The sequence below is a fragment of the Rhizobium acaciae genome, from assembly GCF_025941625.1.
Taxonomy (GTDB): domain Bacteria; phylum Pseudomonadota; class Alphaproteobacteria; order Rhizobiales; family Rhizobiaceae; genus Rhizobium; species Rhizobium acaciae.
Genome location: NZ_JAPCZO010000039.1, coordinates 19914 through 41160, shown reverse-complemented (window position 1 = coordinate 41160; position 21247 = coordinate 19914). Strand labels below are relative to the sequence as shown.

19 protein-coding genes and 1 pseudogene are annotated in these 21247 nt (G+C 60.5%); 9 read left to right on the top strand and 11 right to left on the bottom strand.

Going from position 1 to position 21247, the window contains the following annotated elements; translation table 11 throughout:
- Nucleotides 1-227: 227 nt before the first annotated feature.
- The 3 genes from bglA (at nucleotide 228) to OLZ32_RS36615 (ending at nucleotide 2537) form a co-directional block, all read left to right on the top strand.
- A complete protein-coding gene (gene bglA / locus OLZ32_RS36625) occupies nucleotides 228-1874 on the top strand; it encodes a beta-galactosidase BglA (protein WP_264399861.1) in 1647 nt (548 codons plus the stop codon).
- A 74-nt stretch (nucleotides 1875-1948) separates the two neighbouring features.
- The gene (locus tag OLZ32_RS36620) at nucleotides 1949-2254 is read left to right on the top strand and encodes a type II toxin-antitoxin system RelE/ParE family toxin (RefSeq protein WP_264399862.1); all 306 of its coding nucleotides are present in this window, start codon (nucleotides 1949-1951) and stop codon (nucleotides 2252-2254) included.
- Nucleotides 2247-2537 (top strand): addiction module antidote protein, encoded by a 291-nt coding sequence (locus OLZ32_RS36615; RefSeq protein ID WP_264399860.1) that lies wholly within the window; start codon nucleotides 2247-2249, stop codon nucleotides 2535-2537. The genes OLZ32_RS36620 and OLZ32_RS36615 overlap by 8 nt, the downstream gene beginning before the upstream one ends.
- A 28-nt stretch (nucleotides 2538-2565) precedes the next feature.
- Here the strand turns inward: OLZ32_RS36615 and ade are convergent, their stop codons facing one another.
- Together ade and OLZ32_RS36605 are read right to left on the bottom strand one after the other, a co-directional pair.
- A complete protein-coding gene (gene ade, locus OLZ32_RS36610) occupies nucleotides 2566-4263 on the bottom strand; it encodes an adenine deaminase (protein ID WP_264399859.1) in 1698 nt (565 codons plus the stop codon).
- Between the two features lie 119 nt (nucleotides 4264-4382).
- Nucleotides 4383-5486, bottom strand: a complete 1104-nt coding sequence (locus tag OLZ32_RS36605; RefSeq protein ID WP_264399858.1) for a branched-chain amino acid ABC transporter substrate-binding protein — start codon at nucleotides 5484-5486, stop codon at nucleotides 4383-4385.
- A gap of 481 nt (nucleotides 5487-5967) precedes the next feature.
- On the opposite strand from OLZ32_RS36605, the gene OLZ32_RS36600 reads away from it, so the two are divergent.
- Nucleotides 5968-6882, top strand: coding sequence for an HD-GYP domain-containing protein (locus OLZ32_RS36600; protein WP_264399857.1), 915 nt, complete (start codon nucleotides 5968-5970; stop codon nucleotides 6880-6882).
- 187 nt (nucleotides 6883-7069) lie between these two features.
- Here the strand turns inward: OLZ32_RS36600 and OLZ32_RS36595 are convergent, their stop codons facing one another.
- The 6 genes from OLZ32_RS36595 to OLZ32_RS36570 all read right to left on the bottom strand — a co-directional run bounded on the left by OLZ32_RS36595 (nucleotide 7070) and on the right by OLZ32_RS36570 (nucleotide 12888).
- The gene (locus OLZ32_RS36595; protein WP_003541859.1) at nucleotides 7070-8395 is read right to left on the bottom strand and encodes an aspartate aminotransferase family protein; all 1326 of its coding nucleotides are present in this window, start codon (nucleotides 8393-8395) and stop codon (nucleotides 7070-7072) included.
- Nucleotides 8396-8750: 355 nt separating this feature from the next.
- A complete protein-coding gene (locus tag OLZ32_RS36590) occupies nucleotides 8751-9068 on the bottom strand; it encodes an ArsR/SmtB family transcription factor (protein WP_003541857.1) in 318 nt (105 codons plus the stop codon).
- A 115-nt stretch (nucleotides 9069-9183) separates the two neighbouring features.
- Entirely contained in the window at nucleotides 9184-9933 is a 750-nt protein-coding gene (locus OLZ32_RS36585) for a HugZ family pyridoxamine 5'-phosphate oxidase (RefSeq protein WP_264399856.1), read from the bottom strand.
- A 31-nt stretch (nucleotides 9934-9964) separates the two neighbouring features.
- A complete protein-coding gene (gene choV / locus OLZ32_RS36580; RefSeq protein ID WP_003541854.1) occupies nucleotides 9965-11017 on the bottom strand; it encodes a choline ABC transporter ATP-binding protein in 1053 nt (350 codons plus the stop codon).
- Nucleotides 11014-11859 (bottom strand): choline ABC transporter permease subunit, encoded by an 846-nt coding sequence (choW, locus tag OLZ32_RS36575; protein ID WP_017961531.1) that lies wholly within the window; start codon nucleotides 11857-11859, stop codon nucleotides 11014-11016. Before choW ends, choV begins: the two co-directional genes overlap by 4 nt.
- 72 nt (nucleotides 11860-11931) lie before the next feature.
- Nucleotides 11932-12888 carry a choline ABC transporter substrate-binding protein gene (locus tag OLZ32_RS36570; protein WP_003541850.1) on the bottom strand — a complete coding sequence of 319 codons (957 nt, stop codon included), beginning with the start codon at nucleotides 12886-12888 and terminating at the stop codon, nucleotides 11932-11934.
- Nucleotides 12889-13124: 236 nt separating this feature from the next.
- Here OLZ32_RS36570 and OLZ32_RS36565 point away from each other — a divergent pair, with 236 nt between their 5' ends.
- From OLZ32_RS36565 to OLZ32_RS36555, 3 genes are all read left to right on the top strand, one after another.
- Nucleotides 13125-13727: a thymidine kinase gene (locus OLZ32_RS36565; RefSeq protein WP_003541848.1), complete on the top strand. Its 603-nt coding sequence runs from the start codon at nucleotides 13125-13127 to the stop codon at nucleotides 13725-13727.
- 75 nt (nucleotides 13728-13802) lie between these two features.
- On the top strand, nucleotides 13803-14876 hold the full coding sequence (locus OLZ32_RS36560; protein WP_264399855.1) for a hypothetical protein: 1074 nt from the start codon (nucleotides 13803-13805) through the stop codon (nucleotides 14874-14876).
- Between the two features lie 150 nt (nucleotides 14877-15026).
- The gene (locus OLZ32_RS36555; protein ID WP_264399854.1) at nucleotides 15027-16157 is read left to right on the top strand and encodes a DUF2333 family protein; all 1131 of its coding nucleotides are present in this window, start codon (nucleotides 15027-15029) and stop codon (nucleotides 16155-16157) included.
- An 11-nt stretch (nucleotides 16158-16168) separates the two neighbouring features.
- On the opposite strand, the gene OLZ32_RS36550 is transcribed toward OLZ32_RS36555, so the two are convergent.
- The gene (locus OLZ32_RS36550; protein WP_017989110.1) at nucleotides 16169-16630 is read right to left on the bottom strand and encodes a PAS domain-containing protein; all 462 of its coding nucleotides are present in this window, start codon (nucleotides 16628-16630) and stop codon (nucleotides 16169-16171) included.
- Nucleotides 16631-16676: 46 nt separating this feature from the next.
- The gene (locus tag OLZ32_RS36545) at nucleotides 16677-17402 is read right to left on the bottom strand and encodes a helix-turn-helix transcriptional regulator (RefSeq protein ID WP_003541839.1); all 726 of its coding nucleotides are present in this window, start codon (nucleotides 17400-17402) and stop codon (nucleotides 16677-16679) included.
- Nucleotides 17403-17669: 267 nt separating this feature from the next.
- Here OLZ32_RS36545 and OLZ32_RS36540 point away from each other — a divergent pair.
- Together OLZ32_RS36540 and OLZ32_RS36535 are read left to right on the top strand one after the other, a co-directional pair.
- Nucleotides 17670-17936 (top strand): annotated as a pseudogene (locus OLZ32_RS36540) (hypothetical protein); the annotation flags it as partial.
- Between the two features lie 197 nt (nucleotides 17937-18133).
- A complete protein-coding gene (locus OLZ32_RS36535) occupies nucleotides 18134-19813 on the top strand; it encodes a formate--tetrahydrofolate ligase (protein ID WP_003541836.1) in 1680 nt (559 codons plus the stop codon).
- Nucleotides 19814-20112: 299 nt separating this feature from the next.
- On the opposite strand, the gene OLZ32_RS36530 is transcribed toward OLZ32_RS36535, so the two are convergent.
- Complete coding sequence (locus OLZ32_RS36530; RefSeq protein ID WP_264399853.1) at nucleotides 20113-21072, bottom strand: extensin family protein; 960 nt, start codon at nucleotides 21070-21072, stop codon at nucleotides 20113-20115.
- Between the last annotated feature and the right edge of the window lie 175 nt (nucleotides 21073-21247).

Here is a 21247-nt window from a genome sequence, read left to right as displayed (position 1 = left end):
CTCTTACGTGCAGGTCAGCGCGCACATTATCGCAAAGGCTTTGCGTTGCAACCCCAAATCCGGAGGGTGAAACCGGGTTGTGGACAAGCCTATATACGTCTCCCCCTTGTCGGATCGCGACGATGCGTCGCGGTGTTTCGCAACGCCTTCATAACCGCTTCACATGGTTGTCTTTTGTTTCGTCCGCTTTAGTGTGGCGAGCACAAACGAGGCAGGAGATGTAGCCGATGGCATTGCAGGCAGGCGGGAGTGCAGACTGGTGGCGCGGTGCGGTGATCTATCAGGTCTATCCGCGCTCGTTTCAGGACACCAACAGCGACGGTCTCGGCGATCTCAGGGGAATCACCCGCCGGCTGCCGCATATCGCCAGCCTCGGCGTCGACGCGATCTGGCTCTCGCCCTTCTTCAAGTCGCCGATGGCCGACATGGGCTACGACGTTTCCGACTATTGCGACGTCGATCCGATCTTCGGCACGCTCATCGATTTCGACGAGATGATGGCCGAAGCGCACAGGCTCGGCATCAAGGTCGTCATCGACCAGGTGATCTCGCACACCTCCGACCGGCATCCCTGGTTCGTCGAGAGCCGATCGAGCCGGACCAATCCCAAGGCGGATTGGTATGTCTGGGCCGATCCGAAGCCTGACGGTACGGCCCCGAACAACTGGCTGTCGATCTTCGGCGGACCGGGCTGGGAGTGGGATGGCGTGCGCCGGCAATATTACCAGCACAATTTCCTGACCTCGCAGCCGGACCTCAATTTCCACAGCAAAGCCGTGCAGGATGCGGTCCTCGAGACGGTGAAGTTCTGGCTCGACCGCGGCGTCGACGGTTTCCGCCTGGATACGGTCAACTATTATTTCTGCGACAAGCTGCTGAGGAGCAATCCGCCGCACGAGCCGGATGAAGATGACGCAGGCCTCGATGCGCCCGACAGCAATCCCTACGGCATGCAGAACCACCTCTACGACAAGACGCAGCCGGAAAATGTCGATTTCCTCAAGCGCTTCCGGGCGCTGCTCGATCAGTACGAGGATCGCACGACCGTCGGCGAAGTCGGCGACGGCGCGCGCTCGCTGAAGACGGTTGGCGCCTATACGAGCGGCGGCGACAAGCTGCACATGTGCTACACATTCGATCTGCTCGGACCGGATTTCACCGCCGAGCATATTCGCGGTTGCGTCGAAGCCTTCCAGAAAGCGGTAACCGACGGCTGGGTCTGCTGGGCTTTCTCCAACCATGACGTCATGCGTCATGTCAGCCGCTTTGCGCAGACGGAAGAAGAGCGGCCTGTCATCGCCAAGCTGGCAATCTCGGTGCTTGCGGCGCTACGCGGCTCGATCTGCCTCTATCAGGGCGAGGAACTCGGCCTGATAGAGGCAGATCTCGCCTTCGAGGATCTGCGCGACCCCTACGGCATCCGCTTCTGGCCGGCCTTCAAGGGCCGCGACGGATGCCGCACGCCGATGCCCTGGGAAGCCGGCAAGGCGCATGCGGGCTTCACCTCGGCGGAAAAGAGCTGGTTGCCGGTGCCTTACGAGCAGGCAGCGCTTTCCGTGGATACGCAGGAGGCGAGCGACAACTCGGTGCTGCATCACTACCGCAGGACGCTCGCATTCCGGAAGAGCCAGCCGGCTCTGATCGCCGGCGACATGACCTTCATCGGCACCATTCAGGACCTACTCGCCTTCACCCGTGAAAAGAACGGCGAAAAACTGCTCTTCGTTTTCAACCTGACGCGCAAACCGGCGGAATTCGGCCTGCCCGATGGCATGGTGCTCGGGAAACCGCTTGCGATGCCGGGCTTCGAGGCGGTGGCTGGCGCAGGGTTCGTGAAGCTTGCGGCGCTTGACGGGTTTTGTGCGCGGATTTGATATCTCGCGAGACCGGTTTTTGGTTGTGGAAATGGCGAATTTGACAGGTCTGTATTTTTTAACTTACAATTGATCTGCTCATCTTGAAGCAGACAGCTACTTTTCGAAAGTGGCACAAAAAGTTGAAGGATGGAAAGGCCAAGGCGACGATTGCCTTGCGTCTTCAGCGTCTCGCGAACGGTCATGCCGGCGACGCCTCACCGATCGGCGAGGGGCTGAGCGAACTGCGCATTCACTATGGGCCCGGCTATCGGATCTATTATTGCAAACGCGGAGAAACTATCATCGTGCTTCTCTGCGACGGTGACAAAAGCACGCAGGAAACCGATATACGAACGGCAAAAAGAATCGCCTCGGAATGGAGCGACGATAATGGCTGAAGAGATTTTCGAATTTGATCCGGCTGAGATGCTTGATTCCGACGAGGCCATCGAAGCCTTTATCATTGAGGCATTGCAGACGGGAGACGCGAAATTCATCGCGTCCGCTCTTGGTGTCGTCGCGCGTGCCAAGGGCATGAGTAAGATCGCCAGGGAAACAGGCCTTGCTCGCGAGCATCTTTATAAGGCACTGAGCGAAAACGGAAATCCCACCCTGGAGACCACGCTGGCGGTCATGAAGGCAATCGGGCTTGAGCTGACGACCAAGCAACACGCGGTCTGAGAGCGTCTGTCGCCGGCGATTGATCACATCACCCGATGAGCGCGAACTTGTCCACATCCACCATGCCGCGGTCGGATATTTTCAGGTGCGGGATGACCGGTAGCGGCAGGAAGGCGAGTTGGAGGAAGGGTTCCTCCAGCGTGGCGCCCAGCGCCAAGGCGGCTTTGCGCAGATGGTGCAGCGTATCGCGGACCGTCTCGTAGGGCTCGAGGCTCATCAAGCCAGCGATGGGCAGGGCGATTTCGCCAGTGACTTTGCCGTCTTCGACGACGACGAAGCCGCCCTTGATCTCGCTAAGTCGATTTGCGGCGCGCGCCATGTCGTCCTCGCTGACACCGACCACGCAGATATTGTGGCTGTCATGGCCGACGGTCGAGGCGATCGCACCCTTCTTCAGGCCAAAACCCTGGACGAAGCCGTTGGCATGGTTGCCGTTCTTGCCGTGGCGCTCGATGACGGCGACCTTGATGATATCGTTGGCAAGATCGACTGCCGTCTCGTTGCCCCTGACGGGCAGGCGATAGCGGCGATGCTCGGTGATGATCTTGCCCGGTATGACGCCGATGACGGGCGTCTCGCCCTCGGCGACCGGGACGCCGAAATGGGCGGCGTTGACGGGCCGGGCCTTGACGCTGTCGAGGCCGATCGAGGCAACCGGCCTGCGCGAGGAAAAGAGCGCATCGGTGACGCGGCGACCGGCCGAGAAGACCATGTCGGCGCGGCAGTTTTCCAGGCTGTCGAGAACCACCAGATCGGCGCGCCAGCCCGGCGCGACCAGGCCACGGTCTTTGAGGCCGAAGGCGCGGGCGGCCGAAATCGAGGCGGCGCGGTAAATCGCCAGGGGCTCGACGCCGCTTGCGATCGCCGTGCGGACCATGTGATCGAGATGACCCTGTTCGGCAATATCGAGCGGATTGCGGTCGTCGGTGCAAAGCGCGAGGAAGGGTGAAAGCCGCTCGGTGATAATGGGTATCAGCGCCGCGAGATCCTTGGAGACCGAACCCTCGCGCACGAGGATATGCATGCCCTTGCGGATCTTTTCCAAGGCTTCGCCGGCGGTCGTGCATTCGTGCTCGGTGCGGATGCCGGCCGAGAGGTAACCGTTGAGGTCGTTGCCGGAGAGCAGCGGCGCGTGACCATCGATATGGCCGCCCTGGAAGGCGTCGAGCTTGGCCATACAGACGGGATCCTTGTGGATCACGCCGGGGAAATTCATGAATTCGGCAAGTCCGATGACCTTCGGATGGTGGCGGAAGGGCAGGAGGCGCTCGATCGGCAGATCGGCACCGGAGGTTTCAAGATGCGTCGCCGGCACACAGGAGGAGAGCTGGACGCGGATGTCCATGATCGTCTCCAGCGCGGATTCGAGAAAGAATTCGATGCCGGCGGTTCCGAGCACATTGGCGATTTCGTGCGGATCGCAGATGGCGGTGGTGACACCATAGGGCAGAACGCAGCGATCGAATTCATGCGGTGTGACGAGCGAAGATTCGATGTGCAGATGTGTGTCGATGAAGCCCGGAACAACGATCCTGCCCGAGATATCGATCTCGGTCTCGCCGTCATAACTGCCTGAGGTGCCGACGATGCGATCGGCGCCGATCGCGATGTCCGACTGGACGAGTTCACCGGTGACGAGATCGAAGAAGCGGCCGCCCTTCAGGACGATATCGGCCGGCACACGGCCAACGCCCTGGTCGATGAAGCGCTCGAGTCTGCTGGTCATGGCATTGCTCACATTACAACCGATTCCGAAACTTATAGCCGATCTGCCGCGACAAGCGAGTACCGCAAAACGAAACCGGGCGCCACAGGGGCGCCCGGTCGGTGACGGTCAGCGATGGTTTACTCGGCGGCGACGATCTTGCCGGCTTCCCACTTGTAGAGCGAGAAGCTCTGCGAGGTCAGGTCGCCGGTCTCGCCGTAGGTAACCTTGCCGATGGCGGTCGGGATCTCCTTGCCGTCCTTCAACGCAGTCGCGACGGCTTCCGCATCCTCGGCGCTGCCGGCCTTCTCGATGCCGGCTTTCAGCACTTCGATGGCGGCAAAAGCGTTCAGCGTGAAGGCCTCGGCCGGGATGTTCTTGGCGGCGAGCGCATCGGCTGCGGCTTTGGAATCCGGGCTCTTGGTGGCGTCCGAAGCATTGGTGAAGATCGTGCCTCTAGCCGCGTCCGTGCCGATTGCCCAGAATTCGGTGTTGGAGAGTCCGTCGCCGCCGATGATCGTCGTGTTGGCGGCGAGGTCATGCAGCTGGCGGGCGAGCAGGCCGCCTTCCGGGTGGTAGCCGCCGAAATAGACCACGTCGACCTTCTCGGACTTGATGCGGGTGGTGAGTGCGCTGAAATCCTTGTCACCAGGCGTGATCGCGTCATTGACGACTTCGGTGATGCCGCCGGCGTTCAGCGTCGCCTTGAAGGCGTCGGCGAGGCCCTTGCCGTAGGCGCCCTTGTCGTTGACGATGGCGACGCGCTTGTCCTTGAAATTCTTCAGCACATATTTGGCGGCGACTTCGGCCTGCTGGTCGTCGCGGCCGCAGGTGCGCAGCACGTTGGTCAGACCGCGCTTGGTCAGGTCGGGGGCCGTCGCGGTCGGGGTGACCATCAGCACGCCGTTTTCAGCAAGCACGTCCGAAACGGGAATGGCGACGCCCGATGTCACCGGCCCGACGACGAAGCGGATGCCGTCGCCGACGACCTTGTTGGCGGCGGAAACGCCCTGTTTCGGTTCGCCGGCATCATCGGCCAGTTCGAGGACGACCTTCTCGCCCAGAATCCCGCCCTTCTTGTTGATCTCGTCGACGGCTGTCTGCGCACCGTTCTTCACCTGGTCGCCATAGGCGGCGACGGGGCCAGTCAGCGGCGCGATCAGGCCGATGGTGATATCGGCATGGGCAAGCGGCGCAAAGGCGAGCGACGCGACGAGGGTCGCCGTCAATGTCTTGAGGGTCATTGTCTGTCTCCTTGGATGGGGTCATTCGACCCGCGATGAGGTGCCGCGCCGGATTTTCCGGATCGTTCAACGGCCCCCAGGCCGTGCCAAGGACGATCGATATCGGCGCGATCGATGCGCCCTCCGGCCATATTTGGCTCGGATGGGTGCAACGGCAAGATTTCTAGGAATTTTGGTGAGATTTCGCAAGTTGATAACAAAATGAAACGAAAATCGAGCCGATCCGGCGCGAAATAATCCAAAATCGTCGATCGTGACGCCGTCTGCAGATCTCTGGAGGGTGCTGTACCCGCATCTGCGCGTGCCGATGAACCTGCCGAATTTCGCGAAACTCTTCGTCTTTCAGAATAGTCGAATTCGGTTTCGAGATTAACACTTGATTCTACCAATTAGAGTAGAATCATTGTTCGTGCATATATTGCTGCGATGCAAAAGAACGGTCGATAATAAACAGAGAGATATTTCAGGAACAGAGATCTGGATGCTCAAGCGTATCGAAGCCAGACAGGTGCGCAACGGAATGTTTGTGGAAGCGATCGAGGGTGCATGGCAGGACCCTCTTCTGTCCAAGCGAAGATTTCTGCTGCGCCGTGAAGTCGATGCCCTGAAGCTTCGCAAGAGCGGCATTGAAGGTGTTATCATCAACACCAGCAGGGGCCTCGACATCGACGGTCTGCCAGGCGGCAATATCGAGATCGACACCAAAGCGGCACGCGAGACCATCCAGAAATCCGTGCAGGTGCTGGAAAGCGTTTTCGGCCGGCTCCAGCATGGCGATGGGATCGGTTTCGATCAGGTGGCGCCGGTGATTTCCTCGGTCTCCAAGTCGATGGATGACAATCCCACTGTCTTTCTGAGCGTTACGCGTTTGAAATCCAAGGACGAAGTGACGTTTCTGCATTCCCTTTCGGTGAGTGCGCTGATGATCCTTTTCGCCCGTCATCTCGGACTTGACGAGACGACCGTGCAGATGCTCGGCACGGCAGGATTGCTGCACGACGTCGGCAAGCTCGAAATTCCACTCGAGATACTCAACAAGGAAGGGCGCCTGGACGAGGACGAGATCAAGATGATCCGCGATCATCCGGAAAAGGGGCACGCAATCCTGTCACGCCAGGAAGGCATGCCGGAGATCGTTCTCGACGTCTGCCTGAACCATCATGAGCGTATCGACGGCAAGGGCTATCCCCGCAGGCTTTCCGAAGCGCAGGTCAGCTTCTATGCGCGACTTGCTGCGATTTGCGACGTTTATGACGCCATGACCTCCGTGCGGCCGTACAAGGCACCATGGAGCGCGAGCCAAGCACTGAAATGGATGCTTGGCAATGAAGGGCAATTCGATCGCCGGCTGCTGAAGAAATTCGCCCTCTGCCTTTCCGTCGCCGCCGTGACCTGAGGCCTATCGGTCTTCCCAAACAAAAGGGCCCGCGTGGATTTACAGCGCCGCGCGTCTTTTCAGACGCGCAAAGGACGCTGTAACACTTTGAATTGCTGCATAATTTTATCCTTAAATCGATCCCGACTTGAGGAATTATGCCGGAGATCCGCCGCAGGTCGTGATGCTGGAAGTCTTCAGAGCTTCCTCAAATGTTGTTCTGCAGGATGGTCCGCAGCTTGCCGAAGAGTTCGTCGATGTGGTGCTTCTCGATGATCAGCGGCGGGGAGAGTGCGATGATATCGCCGGTTGTGCGGATCAGCAGGCCGCTTTCATAGGCTTTCAGGAAAGCGGTGAAGGCACGCTTGGTGGGCTCGCCGGCGATCGGGTCGAGTTCGATGGCGCCGATCAGGCCGGTGTTCCTGATGTCGATGACATTGGGGCAGTCCTTCAGCGAATGCAGCGCGTCGGCCCAATAGTCGGAAAGCTCGGCGGCGCGTGTCAGCAGGCCCTCTTCCTTGTAGGTGTCGAGCGTGGCGAGTGCGGCGGCGGAGGCGATCGGGTTGCCGGAATAGGTGTAGCCGTGGAAGAACTCGATCATGTGCTCCGGGCCGTTCATGAAGGCATCATGGATCTCGGAGGTGACGAAGACGGCGCCCATCGGAATGACGCCGTTGGTCAGTCCCTTGGCAGCGGTGATCATGTCGGGCTTGACGTCGTAATATTGCGCAGCAAAGGGGGCGCCGAGGCGGCCGAAACCGGTGATGACCTCGTCGAAGATCAGAAGGATGCCGTGTTTGGTGCAGATCTCGCGCAGCTTCTGCAGGTAGCCCTTCGGCGGGATCAGGACGCCGGTAGAGCCCGCCACCGGCTCGACGATGACGGCGGCGACGGTGGAGGCGTCATGCAGGGCGACGATACGCTCGAGCTCGGTGGCGATGTCGCCGCCATGCTCGGGCTCGCCGCGGGTGAAGTTGTTCTTGCCGGGCTGGTGGGTGTGCGGCATGTGATCGACGCCGGTCAGAAGCGTGCCGAACATCTTGCGGTTGGTGACGATGCCGCCGACGGAGATGCCGCCGAAATTGACGCCGTGATAGCCGCGCTCGCGACCGATCAGGCGGAAGCGTGATCCATTGCCCTTCACGCGGTGATAGGCGAGCGCCACCTTGAGCGCGGTCTCGACGGATTCGGAACCGGAGTTGGTGTAGAGAACGTGGTTCAGGCCTTCCGGGGCGATGTCGACCAGGCGGTTCGCCAGTTCGAAGGCTTTGGGATGGCCGAGCTGGAAGGCGGGCGCATAGTCGAGCTCGCCGGCCTGCTCGCGGATCGCCTCGGTGATCTTCGGGCGGCAGTGGCCGGCATTGACGCACCAGAGGCCAGCCGTGCCGTCCAGCACCTGACGGCCGTCATGGGTCGTATAGTACATGTCCTTGGCGCCGACGAACAAACGCGGCTCCTTCTTGAACTGGCGATTTGCCGTAAACGGCATCCAGAAGGCGCGAAGATCGTTCGGTGCATTGAGGCGATTGGACATGCTGTTCTCCTGGCCGCCGACGGCCCTTTCCCGGGGGCTTCACGCCCATATTTTTACTGCCCGGTCAAATTATCAGGGCTTCCCAAGGCGTCAACGGGAAAAGTCCCGAGAACGGTTCCTAACAGGAAGCTCAGCTTGTTTGGGTTGATCACGGGGCGAGCGCTTCTGCGCGATGAGGCTGCAATTCCTTCCCGTCGGCGAAAGGAACAGAAGACCAGAGCTGTCAAAGACACGACCGGCAAATCGCAAATTTGCCGGTCGTGCCATAAGGTTCAGGTGCTGAAATATCGTTGCCAAGCCTCCGGGAACATCCCCTTCAGCAGGACATCGGCCGACATTCATGTCAGCGCTATCATCAAGCGGCGGATCTATTTCTGTTCTGCACGAGGTAGATGTCTTCGAGCGTTGCCAGGATCTTCATGACCGGCTCTGAGGTGCTCGAATAGTAGATGGTTTGTGCGTCCCGGCGGGTCTTGACGAGCTTTTGAGCGCGCAGTTTCGACAGGTGCTGTGAAAGAGCCGACTGGCTGAGCCCGACCTGCGTCGCAAGCACGCCGACGGCCACTTCGCCCTTCACGAGGCTACACAGGATCAGCAATCTCTTCGGATTGGCCATGGCCGATAATAAAGCTGCCGCCACAGTCGTGTGATCGGCCAAATCAGAGGTTTCCATATGTTATCTTCCTAATGCGAAACGTACATCAAACGTGTTGGCGCAGGGCGCCAGCCGGGATTTTGACTGACACCAAAAGCTACCAACTAGGCTCGAAGATTGTATATACCTAAATTTAAGGTATCGAGTATGCTATTTTAGACATGTTTGAACAAATGTGATTGGCATCCACAGCGAGGGTTTCGAACTCGTATCGCAGCAGGAAGTCGCCGGAAATCATATCGAAACCTGAGGAATCGATACCACAAATGCGCCAAGGACCCGATTCTGGCGCCTTTAGCCTGATAGCGAGGGCTTCGGCTATATCGGGATGGCGTTCTACTAAATCTCGCACTGTCTGTGTCGCCGCGGCGGCGATCGCCTCATTCGCGGCCGACTGGATTACGAGATCGTTCCCGTCGAGCTGGTAGGCGCGGCCGAAGCCGCCATTGAGGCTGGCTTGTTCCGGCTTGAGACGAAAGAACAGGAAATCAGGAAAGTCGATATAAAGCTTCGCCTTGGTGTGGCGAGCGAGAAAACGCGTGCGGATCCGCTCGTAGAATGCATTGCTGCGCTCGACGGGTTCTGCCATGCACTGGGTTGTCAGACGAGGATAGGCGAGGGGATCGCCCTTGCCGGGCTCGCCGGTCAGGAGCGAGGCGCGCGGGTCTCTGGCGAGCGCTCTGGTATGGGCCGACAGCTGCGAAACCAGGATGACCGGCGTGCCGTCGATATCGGTGGCGACCAGCACGCGGCTGGCGGAGGGAAAGCCGGTCTCGGGGTCGAGAACGGCAATCGCCGCGTGCCGGGCGGAGCGCAGAAGCACGCGGGCGAGCTTGCGGGCATCGTCGTCGGTTTCGCGTAGGGGGGAAGGCTGATCTTTCATATCCGCTTTGTGGCAAAGCGGATGGAAAACATCAAGCTTCCTGCTTGCGGCGATGGCGGGTGAGGCCGGCGACGATATCCTGAGCCGAGATGGTGCCGACGATCGCACCGTTCTCGACGATGCCGATACTGCCCGGCTGGCGGGCAAGGGCATCGAGGATATCGATGAGCGGGGTCACGGCGCGGGCCGTGGCGCTGACGCTCATGCCGGCGGCAGTCTGGCCCAGGCCCGGCTGCATGACATCGGCCGCCGTCAGCATGTTGATCGGATTGAGGTTCTGCACGAAATCGGCGACATACTGGTCGGCGGGGTTCTTGACGATATCGTGCGGCGTCCCGCACTGGATGATGCGGCCGCTCTCCATGATGGCAATGCGATTGCCGATGCGGAAGGCCTCGTCGAGATCGTGGCTGACGAAAAGAATGGTCTTCTTCAGCCGCCGCTGGAATTCCAGGAGCTCATCCTGCAGGCGGGTGCGGATCAATGGGTCGAGCGCCGAGAACGGCTCGTCCATGAGCAGAATCGGGGCGCCGGTGGCAAAGGCGCGGGCGAGCCCGACACGCTGCTGCATGCCGCCGGAAAGCTCGTTGACCTTGCGATCGGCCCATTTCGTCAGGTTGACGAGTTCAAGCTGTTCGCCGACGCGGAGCTTGCGTTCGGCTTCCGGCATGCCGGCGAGTTCGAGACCGAAGCCGACATTGTCGGCGACGGTGCGCCAGGGCAGGAGGGCGAATTGCTGGAACACCATCGAGACGGTGTGGGTGCGCAACTCGCGTAGCGCCTTGGCATTGCATCTATAGGGGTTGACGGGGCCGGTGGCCGCCGAGACCGCGACATCGCCACGCACCACGGGAGCGAGCCCGTTGACGGCGCGTAGCAGCGTCGACTTGCCGGAGCCGGAAAGACCCATCAGCACCAAGATCTCGCCTTCCTCGATCGTCAGCGAGGCGTTGGCCACACCGAGCACCAGACCGGTGGCGGCGCCGATCTCGTCGCGCGTTTTGCCCTGGTCGACCATGGCAAGCGCGGTTTCCGGCCGATCGCCGAAGACGATGCTGACATTGTTAAAGCTTACCGCGGTCATGCAGCGCCTCCTTCACCCGCGGTGCGGAACATCCGGTCGAGAATGATTGCCAGGATGACGATGCAGAAGCCCGCCTCGAAGCCCTTGGCGATATTGACGGTGTTCAGCGCACGGACGACGGGCACGCCGAGCCCGGGAGCGCCGACAAGGGCGGCGATGACGACCATCGACAGCGACAGCATGATGGTCTGGGTGAGACCCGCCATGATCTGCGGCGTGGCGAAGGGAAGCTCGATCTTGCGCAGCACCTGTATCGGCGTCGCGCCGAAAGCGACGGCGGCTTCGACGAGGGACGGCGGCGTCGAGATGATGCCGAGGCGCGTCAGCCGGATCGGGGCGGGGATTGCGAAGATGACGGTCGCGATCAGGCCCGGCACCATGCCGAGGCCGAACAGGATGAGCGCCGGGATCAGATAGACGAATGTCGGTATGGTCTGCATGAGATCGAGCACCGGGCGCATGGCGGCATAGACCCAAGGGCGGCGGGCAGCGGCAATGCCGAGCGGAATGCCGATCACCATACAGACGAAGGTGGCGGCGAGCACGAGGGCGAGCGTCTCCGTCGTTTCCTTCCAATAGTCCTGGTTCACGATCAGCAGCAGCCCGAGACAGGTGAAGACGGCAACCGCGATCGACCGGCGCAGCCAAAAGGCGATGGCGGTGATGGCAGCGATGACGATCAGCGGATGAGGCTTCTGCAGCACGAAGAGCAGGCCGTCTATGGCGCTCGACAGCAGGAAGGCGATCTGGTTGAAGAACCATTCGCCGTTCGAGGTCAGCCAATCCACGAAGGACTTGGCCCAGGGGCCAACGGGAATCTTAAATTCGGTGATCCAATTCAAGGGTGCGCCTATCCAGAAAAACAACAATCGGATAAAAATGAAACGGGGCGGCGAGCCGCCCCGTTCATATCATCAGAGGCCGAGGCCGGTCTTGGCGGCCGCGAGGGCTTCGCCGCTGCCGTCGCGGGTCTTGACGCCCGCAAGCCAGGGCTCAAGCGCAGCGGGGTTCGCCTTCAGCCATTCGGAAGCCGCAGCTTCCGGCTCCTTGCCGTCGTTGAGGATCTTGCCCATGATCTGGTTCTCCATGTCGAGGGAGAACTTCAAGTTCTTCAACATCATGCCGACATTCGGGCATTCGTCGAGATAACCGGCACGCACGTTGGTGAAGACCTTGGCGCCGCCGAAGTCAGGGCCGAAGACCTTGTCGCCGCCTGTGAGGTAGGTCAGCTTGAAGTTGGTGTTCATCGGATGGGGTTCCCAGCCGAGGAAAACAACGGGCTTGCCTGATTTGTCGGCACGCGCGACCTGGGCGAGCATGCCCTGTTCGGAGGATTCGACGACTTCCATATCCTTCAGGTCGAACTCGTTCTTCTCGATCATGTCCATGACGAGGCGGTTGCCGTCATTGCCGGGCTCGATGCCGTAGATCTTGCCGTCGAGATCGTCCTTGTGAGCGGCGATATCCTTGAAGTCCTTGATGCCGAGTTCCGCACCCTTGGCGTTGGTTGCGAGCGTGTACTTGGCGCCGACGAGGTTCGGGCCGAAGGATTCGACCGACTTGTCGTCGAGATAGGGACGGACGTCCTTCTCCTGCGTCTCCATCCAGTTGCCGAGGAAGACATCGATGTCCTTGTTCTTCAGCGAGGTATAGGTGACCGGCACCGAGAGAACCTTGACGTCGGTCTCATAGCCGATGCTCTTCAGGATGACGGATGCGGTGGCGGTGGTGGCGGTGATATCCGTCCAGCCGACGTCCGAGAAATGAACGGTGGAGCAGCTGTCGGGATCGGCAGCGAAGGCGGCGGTCGCAACGGAGAGGGCGGCGACGGCAGTTGCGGTAACGAGTTTGAACGTGCTTGTTGTTTTCATTTTAGACTCCCAGTCTTTAAGTTCCCAAGCCAACCATCAATAACCGAGTTTGACAAGCGACCTCAGTGCGTTTGCGCCGTATCGACCCATGCGATTGCGACGTCCGCGGATTTTTTGGCAGCGCCTTGTTTTCGGGGCTTTCAGCGGTTTTCGAGCCGGATTCCTGTGATTATCGCTCACTCAGGGCTTTTCTTTGCCATTCCGAGCTTTCAATAAGCCGATCAAGGAGAAATCGGATGGCAAAACTCTATTTCAACTACTCGACGATGAACGCCGGCAAGTCGACGATGCTGCTGCAGGCCTCCTATAATTACCAGGAGCGCGGCATGCGCACTGTGCAACTGATCGCAGCCTTCGACGAGCGCACTGGTCGGGGCGTCATCGGCTCGCGGATCGGGCTGGAGGCGAGCGCCATTCCTTTCGAGTCGCATGAGGACCTGTTCCTGTTGATCAAGGGACTGAGTGGCGGGGGCGCGCCGATTTCCTGCATCTTCGTCGACGAGGCGCATTTCATGACGCCTGTCCATGTCTGGCAGCTTGCCCGCGTCGTCGACAGGCTCAACATTCCTGTGATGGTCTACGGGCTGAGAACCGATTTCCAGGGCAAGCTGTTTCCGGCCTCGCAGGAACTGCTGGCGATCGCCGACGAAATGCGCGAGGTGCGCACGATCTGCCATTGCGGACGCAAGGCGACGATGGTTGTGCGGCTCGACGCGGAAGGAAAAGTATTGCACGAAGGCGCGCAGATCGATGTCGGCGGCAACGAGAAATATGTCTCGCTCTGCCGCAGGCACTGGGACGACGCGATGAACGGTGCCTGGATCGCCGAGCCGGTCTAAAGCCGCCGATGCTGCCTGTTTTCTTTGGCGCCGCAAGCGACTAGCTTGGGGCAGGAGATTCCCTGGAGAGGCTTGGTGCGCAAACCCCCGCCATTCGACAGCCAGTATGAAGCCGCAGGCAGCCTTGCCGAGAGGATTGCGGCCGAGGGAGCCTATTGCGTCGCCGCGATCGGCGCCTTCAGCGGCGACGAAACCCGATCGGCCGACGAGGTCTTCCTCGAGCAGAATGCCCGCTTCCAGGCCCATATCGCCGATGCTGCGGCGCTCGACGCCCAACTGGCCGAGCTGGTCTTTTCCCTCGATCGGCTGACGGCCGAGGTCTCAGCCGATCTCGACAGTTTCCGGGGGCTGACGCTGCGCGAGAAGATGGCCGGCTGGGTGTCGCGCCAACGGATGTGGCGCATGTATACCGAACGCGTGCGCGAGGCGCCCGTCATCGAGCGGCTGCTCGACCTTTTGACGAAATCGGACGCGCTCGCGGGGCTGATCGCCGGCCAGCGCGCCGCGCTCACCGAACGGCACAAGGCCGCCGAACTCAGCCTTGTCGATATCGTCGAGCAGCGGCGGCGGTTGGTCGTTTCCATCGACATCGCCCGCCTCAAGATGAAGGAGCTCAATGCCAAGGCGCTGACGACGCAGGGCCGTATCGGCGTCTATGGCAACAGGGCGCATTGGGAGCAGATGGAGGCGGAGCGGCGGGCGCTGAAGGCGGAGGCCGAGCGGATTTCCGCCGGGGAGCACGAGATGCGCGACGACAGCCAGCGGCGCGAGCGCTTCATCGGCCTGTTCCAGGCCTTTGTCGATTCGCTGAACGGCCGGATCGCCGCCTGCAACGCGCTGCTGCGCAAGCTGCTGATCGACGTGGAAGAGCGGCTGATCATCTATCAGGCGCAGGTCGATACCGACCGGCCGGGCATGAAGGTGAGGATCAAGCCGGAACTCTTTCCCGATATCGCCGCACCGATCAGGCTGTTCGAGAAGGGCATGCTGGTCGCCCAGGATCTGGAGCGGCGCAAGAGCCGCGCCGATCTCGAATTCGCCAGAAGGTTTCCGACCTATGCCGAACCGCCGCCGGAAACATCGGGAGCGCCTCTGATCGACACGGCGCGCAGGTCTTTCCGTTTCAGCCTGCCTTTCCTGCGCTCCTGACCAGCAGGGGCGAGGCAATACCCCTCTTGCGCAATGCGTTCATTCCGAAAAATCGAAGGGCTCGTGTTGTGCTCGGCCCATCGAGCGCATATGTGGGATGCAGCGGGGCGGCAATGTCCCGATGTTCGCCTCGCCTGACAGGAGACGACGATGCTTGACCGGATAGCCGGTTTTTTCAGGCTGATCGGCCAGATGATCGGCCGCTGGGCCCGCCTGTTTGCCGCCTGGGCCTTCTGGCCCATTCTTGCCGCGCACGGCTGGTATCAGCGCCGGAGCTGGATGATCCGGCTGCCGGTCATCGCGTTCGTGGCGCTGCTGGTCGTGCTCTACGGTTATTTCTTCTGGCAGACGCAGGTCTGGTCGAATTTCAACACCGCTTTCGTCGACCAGTACCGGCTTTCCGAACGCAAGGTTGCCGCTGGGCAGGAAGTGCCGATCGCCGAGGGTGCCAATGCGACGGCGCCGAAGACCTGCCAGCGCTCGGCGATCGTCGACGTCGCGGCCGATCTGACCGATTTCAATGTCAATCAGAACGCGTGGATCTCCTCCATGCTGCTCTACAAGATGGGCTTCTTCGGCATCGACTGGGATCACACGCCTTTCCTCGACAACAAGGCGTCGTTCCAGCGCGGCGTCAATCAGGCGGTCCGGCGGACCTCGGCGGAGCTTGTCGATACGCTTGGGCGGGTGCGCGGCACGTCGGGCATCAACAACGACCTGCAGAGCGCGCGCGGCAATCTGCAGTTCGACGAAAACAGCTGGTATTTCGGGCTCAATCCCTTCGGACCGAAGACGCCGACACCTTCCTATTACCGCTCGGCGATCGGCAGCCTGCGCAAGTTCAACACCGACCTTGCTCTCTGCAACGTCATTTTCGACGGCCGCGCCGACAATCTGATGCAGTTCATCGACCGCATCGCCAACGATCTCGGCGGCACCTCCGACATGCTCGCCGAGCGCTCGGAAAACCACAATCGCGGCTGGTTCGACACCCGCGCCGACGACCGATTCTGGTTCGCCTATGGCCAGCTCTATGCCTACTACGCCATCCTTGCCGCCGCGCAGGCGGATTTCTCGCAGGTGGTGCAGGAACGCAATCTCGGCGCGATCTGGGGCAGCACGACGCGGCAGTTCCAGGCCGCACTGCGCATCCAGCCCGCGATCATCTCGAACGGGCGCGAGGATGGCTGGATCATGCCGAGCCATCTCGCCACCATGGGCTTCTATATTCTGAGGGTACGTTCGAACCTCGTCGAGATCCGCTCGGTGCTCGACCGCTAAAACGTCTGGAGTCAGCGGGGTATCGTGTTGTCCTCGAAGCCGACGACGCGTAGTTTCTCGACAAATTCATAGGTGATGCCGACGATGCCGCCGCCGCTTTCATCGTTTCGGAAGCGGCCGACGCTGCGCACCAGCTTGTAGCCGCCAAGCCGGTTGTCGACACGATAAACGAAATGGAAGCCGACTCCGTAAAGGCTCGCCTCTTCGAAAGTTTGGGCGATCAGGCTGCGGTCCTCCTCGTGGATGCGCGACATCAGCTCTGTCAGGTTGACAGGGCCGTCGCTGTAGGGGAGGCCGAAGATCGCATGGACATCCTCGCTTGCAAAGAAATGTCCTGTCTCGATGTCGATGCGCCAGAAGCCGAAAAGACGATAGGCAGCAAGCATCTGGACGACTTCCGCATCGGTGATACCGATGTGGGCGCGGGATTGTTCTGTCTTGTCAATAACGGGCTGTTCGAAGTGAAGAGGCACGATTCCCCCAGATCACGGGACGACGTGCCGACTCTCTTCTGATTCCTCAGTTGATCAGCTTCAATCGAATTGCCTTAGCTACCAACTGGGTCCGGTTGACGCAATCGAGTTTTTTGATCGCGTTCGTCATATAGGCGTTCACCGTATGATCCGAGAGTGTGAGGATCTGACCGATTTCGATCGAGGTCTTGCCCTGGGCAGTCCAGCGCACAACCTCTAGTTCCCGAGTCGACAGCGCGTTATGCGCGCATTCCTCGTTGCGTTTGACTGCATTGTATGCATCGAGTGCATGGAGAATGATCATTGCCAGCTCGTTGATCTCGCTTTGGCCGAGCGCGGCGCGCTCGCCGCAGAACCAAAAGATCAGACGCTGGCCGTCGGCTGCAGTGGTCGGCATGGCAATGCCTGCCGGTATGGCATGGCGCAGCATCAGGGCACGAAGTTCGGCGGGAAAGGCCTGACCATTGGAGGCGTCGTTGAGGTGCCAGGCCGGCGGCACGGCAGATGCTCTTAACCTTACGCCGAAAGGGCAGCCGCGCATCATGTGGGCACGGTCGAAATCCCTGACATAGGCGGCCGGAAGCGAGCTCTCGATCAGCAGGGGTTTCAAGAGAAGATCTTCCGGGGAGGGGGCGTGCATCAGCGTCGCATGCGACAATCCGAAGGCTGTAGAGACCCTGCCAAGCGCCTGTGCAAACAGGCTGCGCGTTCGTGCGGTCGAAAGTTCTGCCGAAAGCAATGACTGTCTTTCAGAGGTAGTCATGTAAGACATTTGTACGCCTCCGGCAGCCCAATGTTACCGCTATCAAATACAGAAAATCGGCGGGATGCTAGCCCCAATTGACCTAACGCAAGCCGATTCGTTCGAATTGTGAAAAAATAGCCACGGTAGTGCGCGCCTCGGTTGAGTTTCGACTTGCAAAAATAGCGTTGCGGTACCTTTGAGTTCTTTCATGGCGGCATAGGGATGGTCTCGTGCAGCCGGGCAAGGAGAGAATCACTTGGGAGAGTTTCGGAGAAGAACTCGGGTGTCTCCGGCACGGCTGAATATACGAGACTTTCCGCTTATTTCGACGAGATGGGCGTCAATGCCGAGACATACGAGGCGATGATGCCCGCCACATCAACTGAGCGAGGGAGGATCATAGTTCCTTCTCAGGCGCTCGAGCTTGGCATCATCAATGGTATCATTCCTTATGATGAAGAGCCCGGCTTGCACGTCTGTGGGCCGGAGGCGAAGGAAAGCCCTCGATGCCCGAGAAAAGCTGAGGCAGAGATCGTTCCTGTTGCTACTTCCTTCAATTGATCTCAGGACGTGAAAGAGCGTAGCTCGCCGTTTTGCGTCGAGCTGCCGGTTGTTCAAACTCTGAAGGCGCCTCGTCCCGCCCGTCAATCCTTAGCGGCCGCAAGCCTGGCGCTATTCACACCCCGCCGATATTTCGCTATCTCGATGAAGAGAAAACAACGACTCCGCTCCCGCGGGGGCCGGACGGGGGGACATCCATGCCATCAATCAAATCCGATATCGAAATCGCGCGCGCCGCGGCCAAAAAGCCGATCTTCGAAATCGGGGCGAAACTCGGTATTCCGGTCGAGCAGCTCGTTCCCTATGGTCACGACAAGGCGAAGATCAGTGCCGAGTTCATCGCTGCGCAAGCGGGCAAGAAGGATGGCAAGCTGATCCTCGTCACCGCGATCAATCCGACACCGGCGGGCGAGGGCAAGACGACCACCACCGTTGGGCTCGGCGACGGGCTGAACCGGATCGGCAAGAAAGCCGTAGTCTGCATCCGCGAGGCCTCGCTCGGTCCGTGCTTCGGCGTCAAGGGCGGGGCGGCCGGCGGCGGTTATGCGCAGGTCGTGCCGATGGAAGACATCAACCTGCATTTCACCGGTGATTTCCATGCGATCACATCTGCGCACAATCTGCTGGCGGCGATGGTCGACAACCATATCTACTGGGGCAACGAAGAGAATATCGACATCCGCCGCATCACCTGGCGGCGGGTCATGGACATGAACGACCGGGCGCTCAGAAGCATGGTCTCCTCGCTCGGCGGCGTCGCCAACGGCTTCCCGCGCCAGGGTGGGTTCGACATCACCGTCGCCTCCGAAGTGATGGCGATCCTCTGCCTCGCCACCGACCTCAAGGATCTGGAGCAGCGGCTCGGCGACATCATCATCGGCTATCGTTTCGACAGGACACCGGTGCATGCGCGCGACCTGAAGGCAGACGGCGCCATGGCGGTGCTGTTGAAAGATGCGATGCAGCCGAACCTGGTGCAGACGCTGGAGAATAATCCGGCCTTCGTGCATGGCGGGCCCTTCGCCAATATCGCCCATGGCTGCAATTCGGTGACGGCGACGAAGACGGCGCTGAAGCTCGGCGACTATGTGGTGACGGAAGCAGGGTTCGGCGCCGATCTCGGAGCGGAAAAATTCTTCGACATCAAGTGCCGCAAGGCGGGGCTGAAGCCGGATGCGGCAGTCATCGTCGCGACCGTCCGGGCGCTGAAGATGAATGGCGGGGTGAAGAAGGACGATCTCGGCACGGAGGATGTCGCGGCGCTGAAGAAGGGCTGCGCCAATCTCGGCCGGCACGTTGCCAATGTGCGCCGGTTCGGGGTGCCCGTCGTCGTGGCGATCAACCATTTCGTCTCGGATACCGAAGCCGAGATCGCGGCGGTCAAGGAATTCGTCTCGAGGCTTGGCGCCGAGGCGATCCTCTGCCGTCACTGGGCGCTGGGTTCGGCCGGCATCGAGGAACTGGCGCACAAGGTGGTGGAACTGGCCGAATCCGGGCAGGCGAAATTCCAGCCGCTTTACGGCGACGATCTTTCGCTGTTCGAGAAGATCGAGATCGTCGCCTCGAAGATCTATCACGCCGGCGAGGTGACTGCCGACAAGGCGGTGCGCGACCAGTTGCAGACATGGGAGGAGCAGGGTTACGGCAAGCTGCCGATCTGCATGGCGAAGACGCAATATTCCTTCTCCACCGATCCGAACCTGCGCGGCGCGCCGGAAGGCCACATCGTCACCGTGCGAGAGGTGCGGCTTTCGGCGGGAGCGGGCTTCGTCGTCGCCATCACCGGCGAGATCATGACAATGCCAGGCCTGCCGAAATCACCGTCGGCGGAACGGATTTTCTTGAACGACCAGGGCTATATCGAGGGATTGTTCTGATCCGGTGATGGCTTGGCTGGCTGTCTCAATAGACGAAGACGATGGCTTTTCTCCCGTTCGGGACCTATGAGCAGCCAGAGGACCAGCCGTTCCAAAGTGCCTGTCAGCAACACTCCGACAGCAAGAAACCAATGCAGTTTGCCGGTAAAAACGAAACCTATGCCCAGGAAAACGAGAGCCACGATCGCGTAACATGCGATGATCCTCATTCGCGGTCGCCCCTTTCATTGATATTCTGCAGCTTTGATTTGGGTACTTCGGTTCTCGATTCAAGCGTGAAGCGCAACTCTTTGAAATGACTAATGGCAATAACGATAGCCGCCCTTCCTCTCGATCACGTCGAGGTGGAAATGCGTCTCATGGGCGGCGTCGCTTTCGGGGTCGAGGACGGTGGTGAAGTAGAGGCAGCCGGCGGCGCTGACGGTGCGCTGGAAGGCGCCGGTCAGCGTCGAATCCTCGCGGCGGGAGCGGACGGCGACATCCTCACCCTTTTCGAAATGGAAGCTCGCAATATCGATGGCGTTGCCGCGGGCATGCTCGGAGATCTTGCCGGTTCCGGCGCCGTTGCGCAGGCGGCACATATAGGACGTTGCCTGGTTGACGGTGGTGATGCGGCCCTGCTCCGGCAGGGCGGCGGAAGCCGCCGGGATCACGCTGTCCTTCATCCAGCGGGCGAGGGCGAGTGCCGCCGGGCAGCGGATCGTCGCCTCCGGCTTCAGCTTGATTCCGGGCAGGGCTTCGGAGACGATGATCGGCTTGTCGATGCCGCAGCCGTTACCGTCGTCGATGCGCGGCGTGTCCTTGAAGACGACGCCCAGGGACTGGAGTGCGGCCGTGCATTCGGCATGCTCGGCATCGCTTTCGGGTTCGATCGTCAGGTGTTGCTCTTCAAGTGTCTGCTCGCCGGGCGGCTTACCTTCTTCCGTCGGCGGCTGCGAGCTATCGGGGCTGCCTGGCGGCCGCGGCGGACCTTGCATCGGCTCTGCCGACCCGGACTTTGAGGGTGCGACCTGCGGCACTGGCGGCGGGCTCGATGCCGGTGCCTGCGGATCCTTTACATCGGGCTTCGGCTTCGGCTGCGGGGCCGGGACCTCTTCAGGCTTGGGCGGTTCTGCCTTTTCCGAAGAAGGGGAGGCGGGGCTGGTCGCCTGTCCGGCATCTGGCCGAGGTTCGGGCATCGGGCCTTGCGGGGGCAGGCGGGCGCCGGCAAGAAAGGCGGTAGCGGCGCAAAGGATCGCCAATGTCGAAAGTTTTCTCAACGCGTCCGATTCCTCCTATCCGTGGCTAAAGACAACGCATGAGGGCGTTTTTCGTTGCAATTGTGCAACGTCATTGAAGATCGCTAAAACTTGATATAAATATTCAACATAAGACGACGACTTATGTTGACAATGCTCCTCATGTTTTTTATGCGGCAAAAAGAAGGCGGAATTC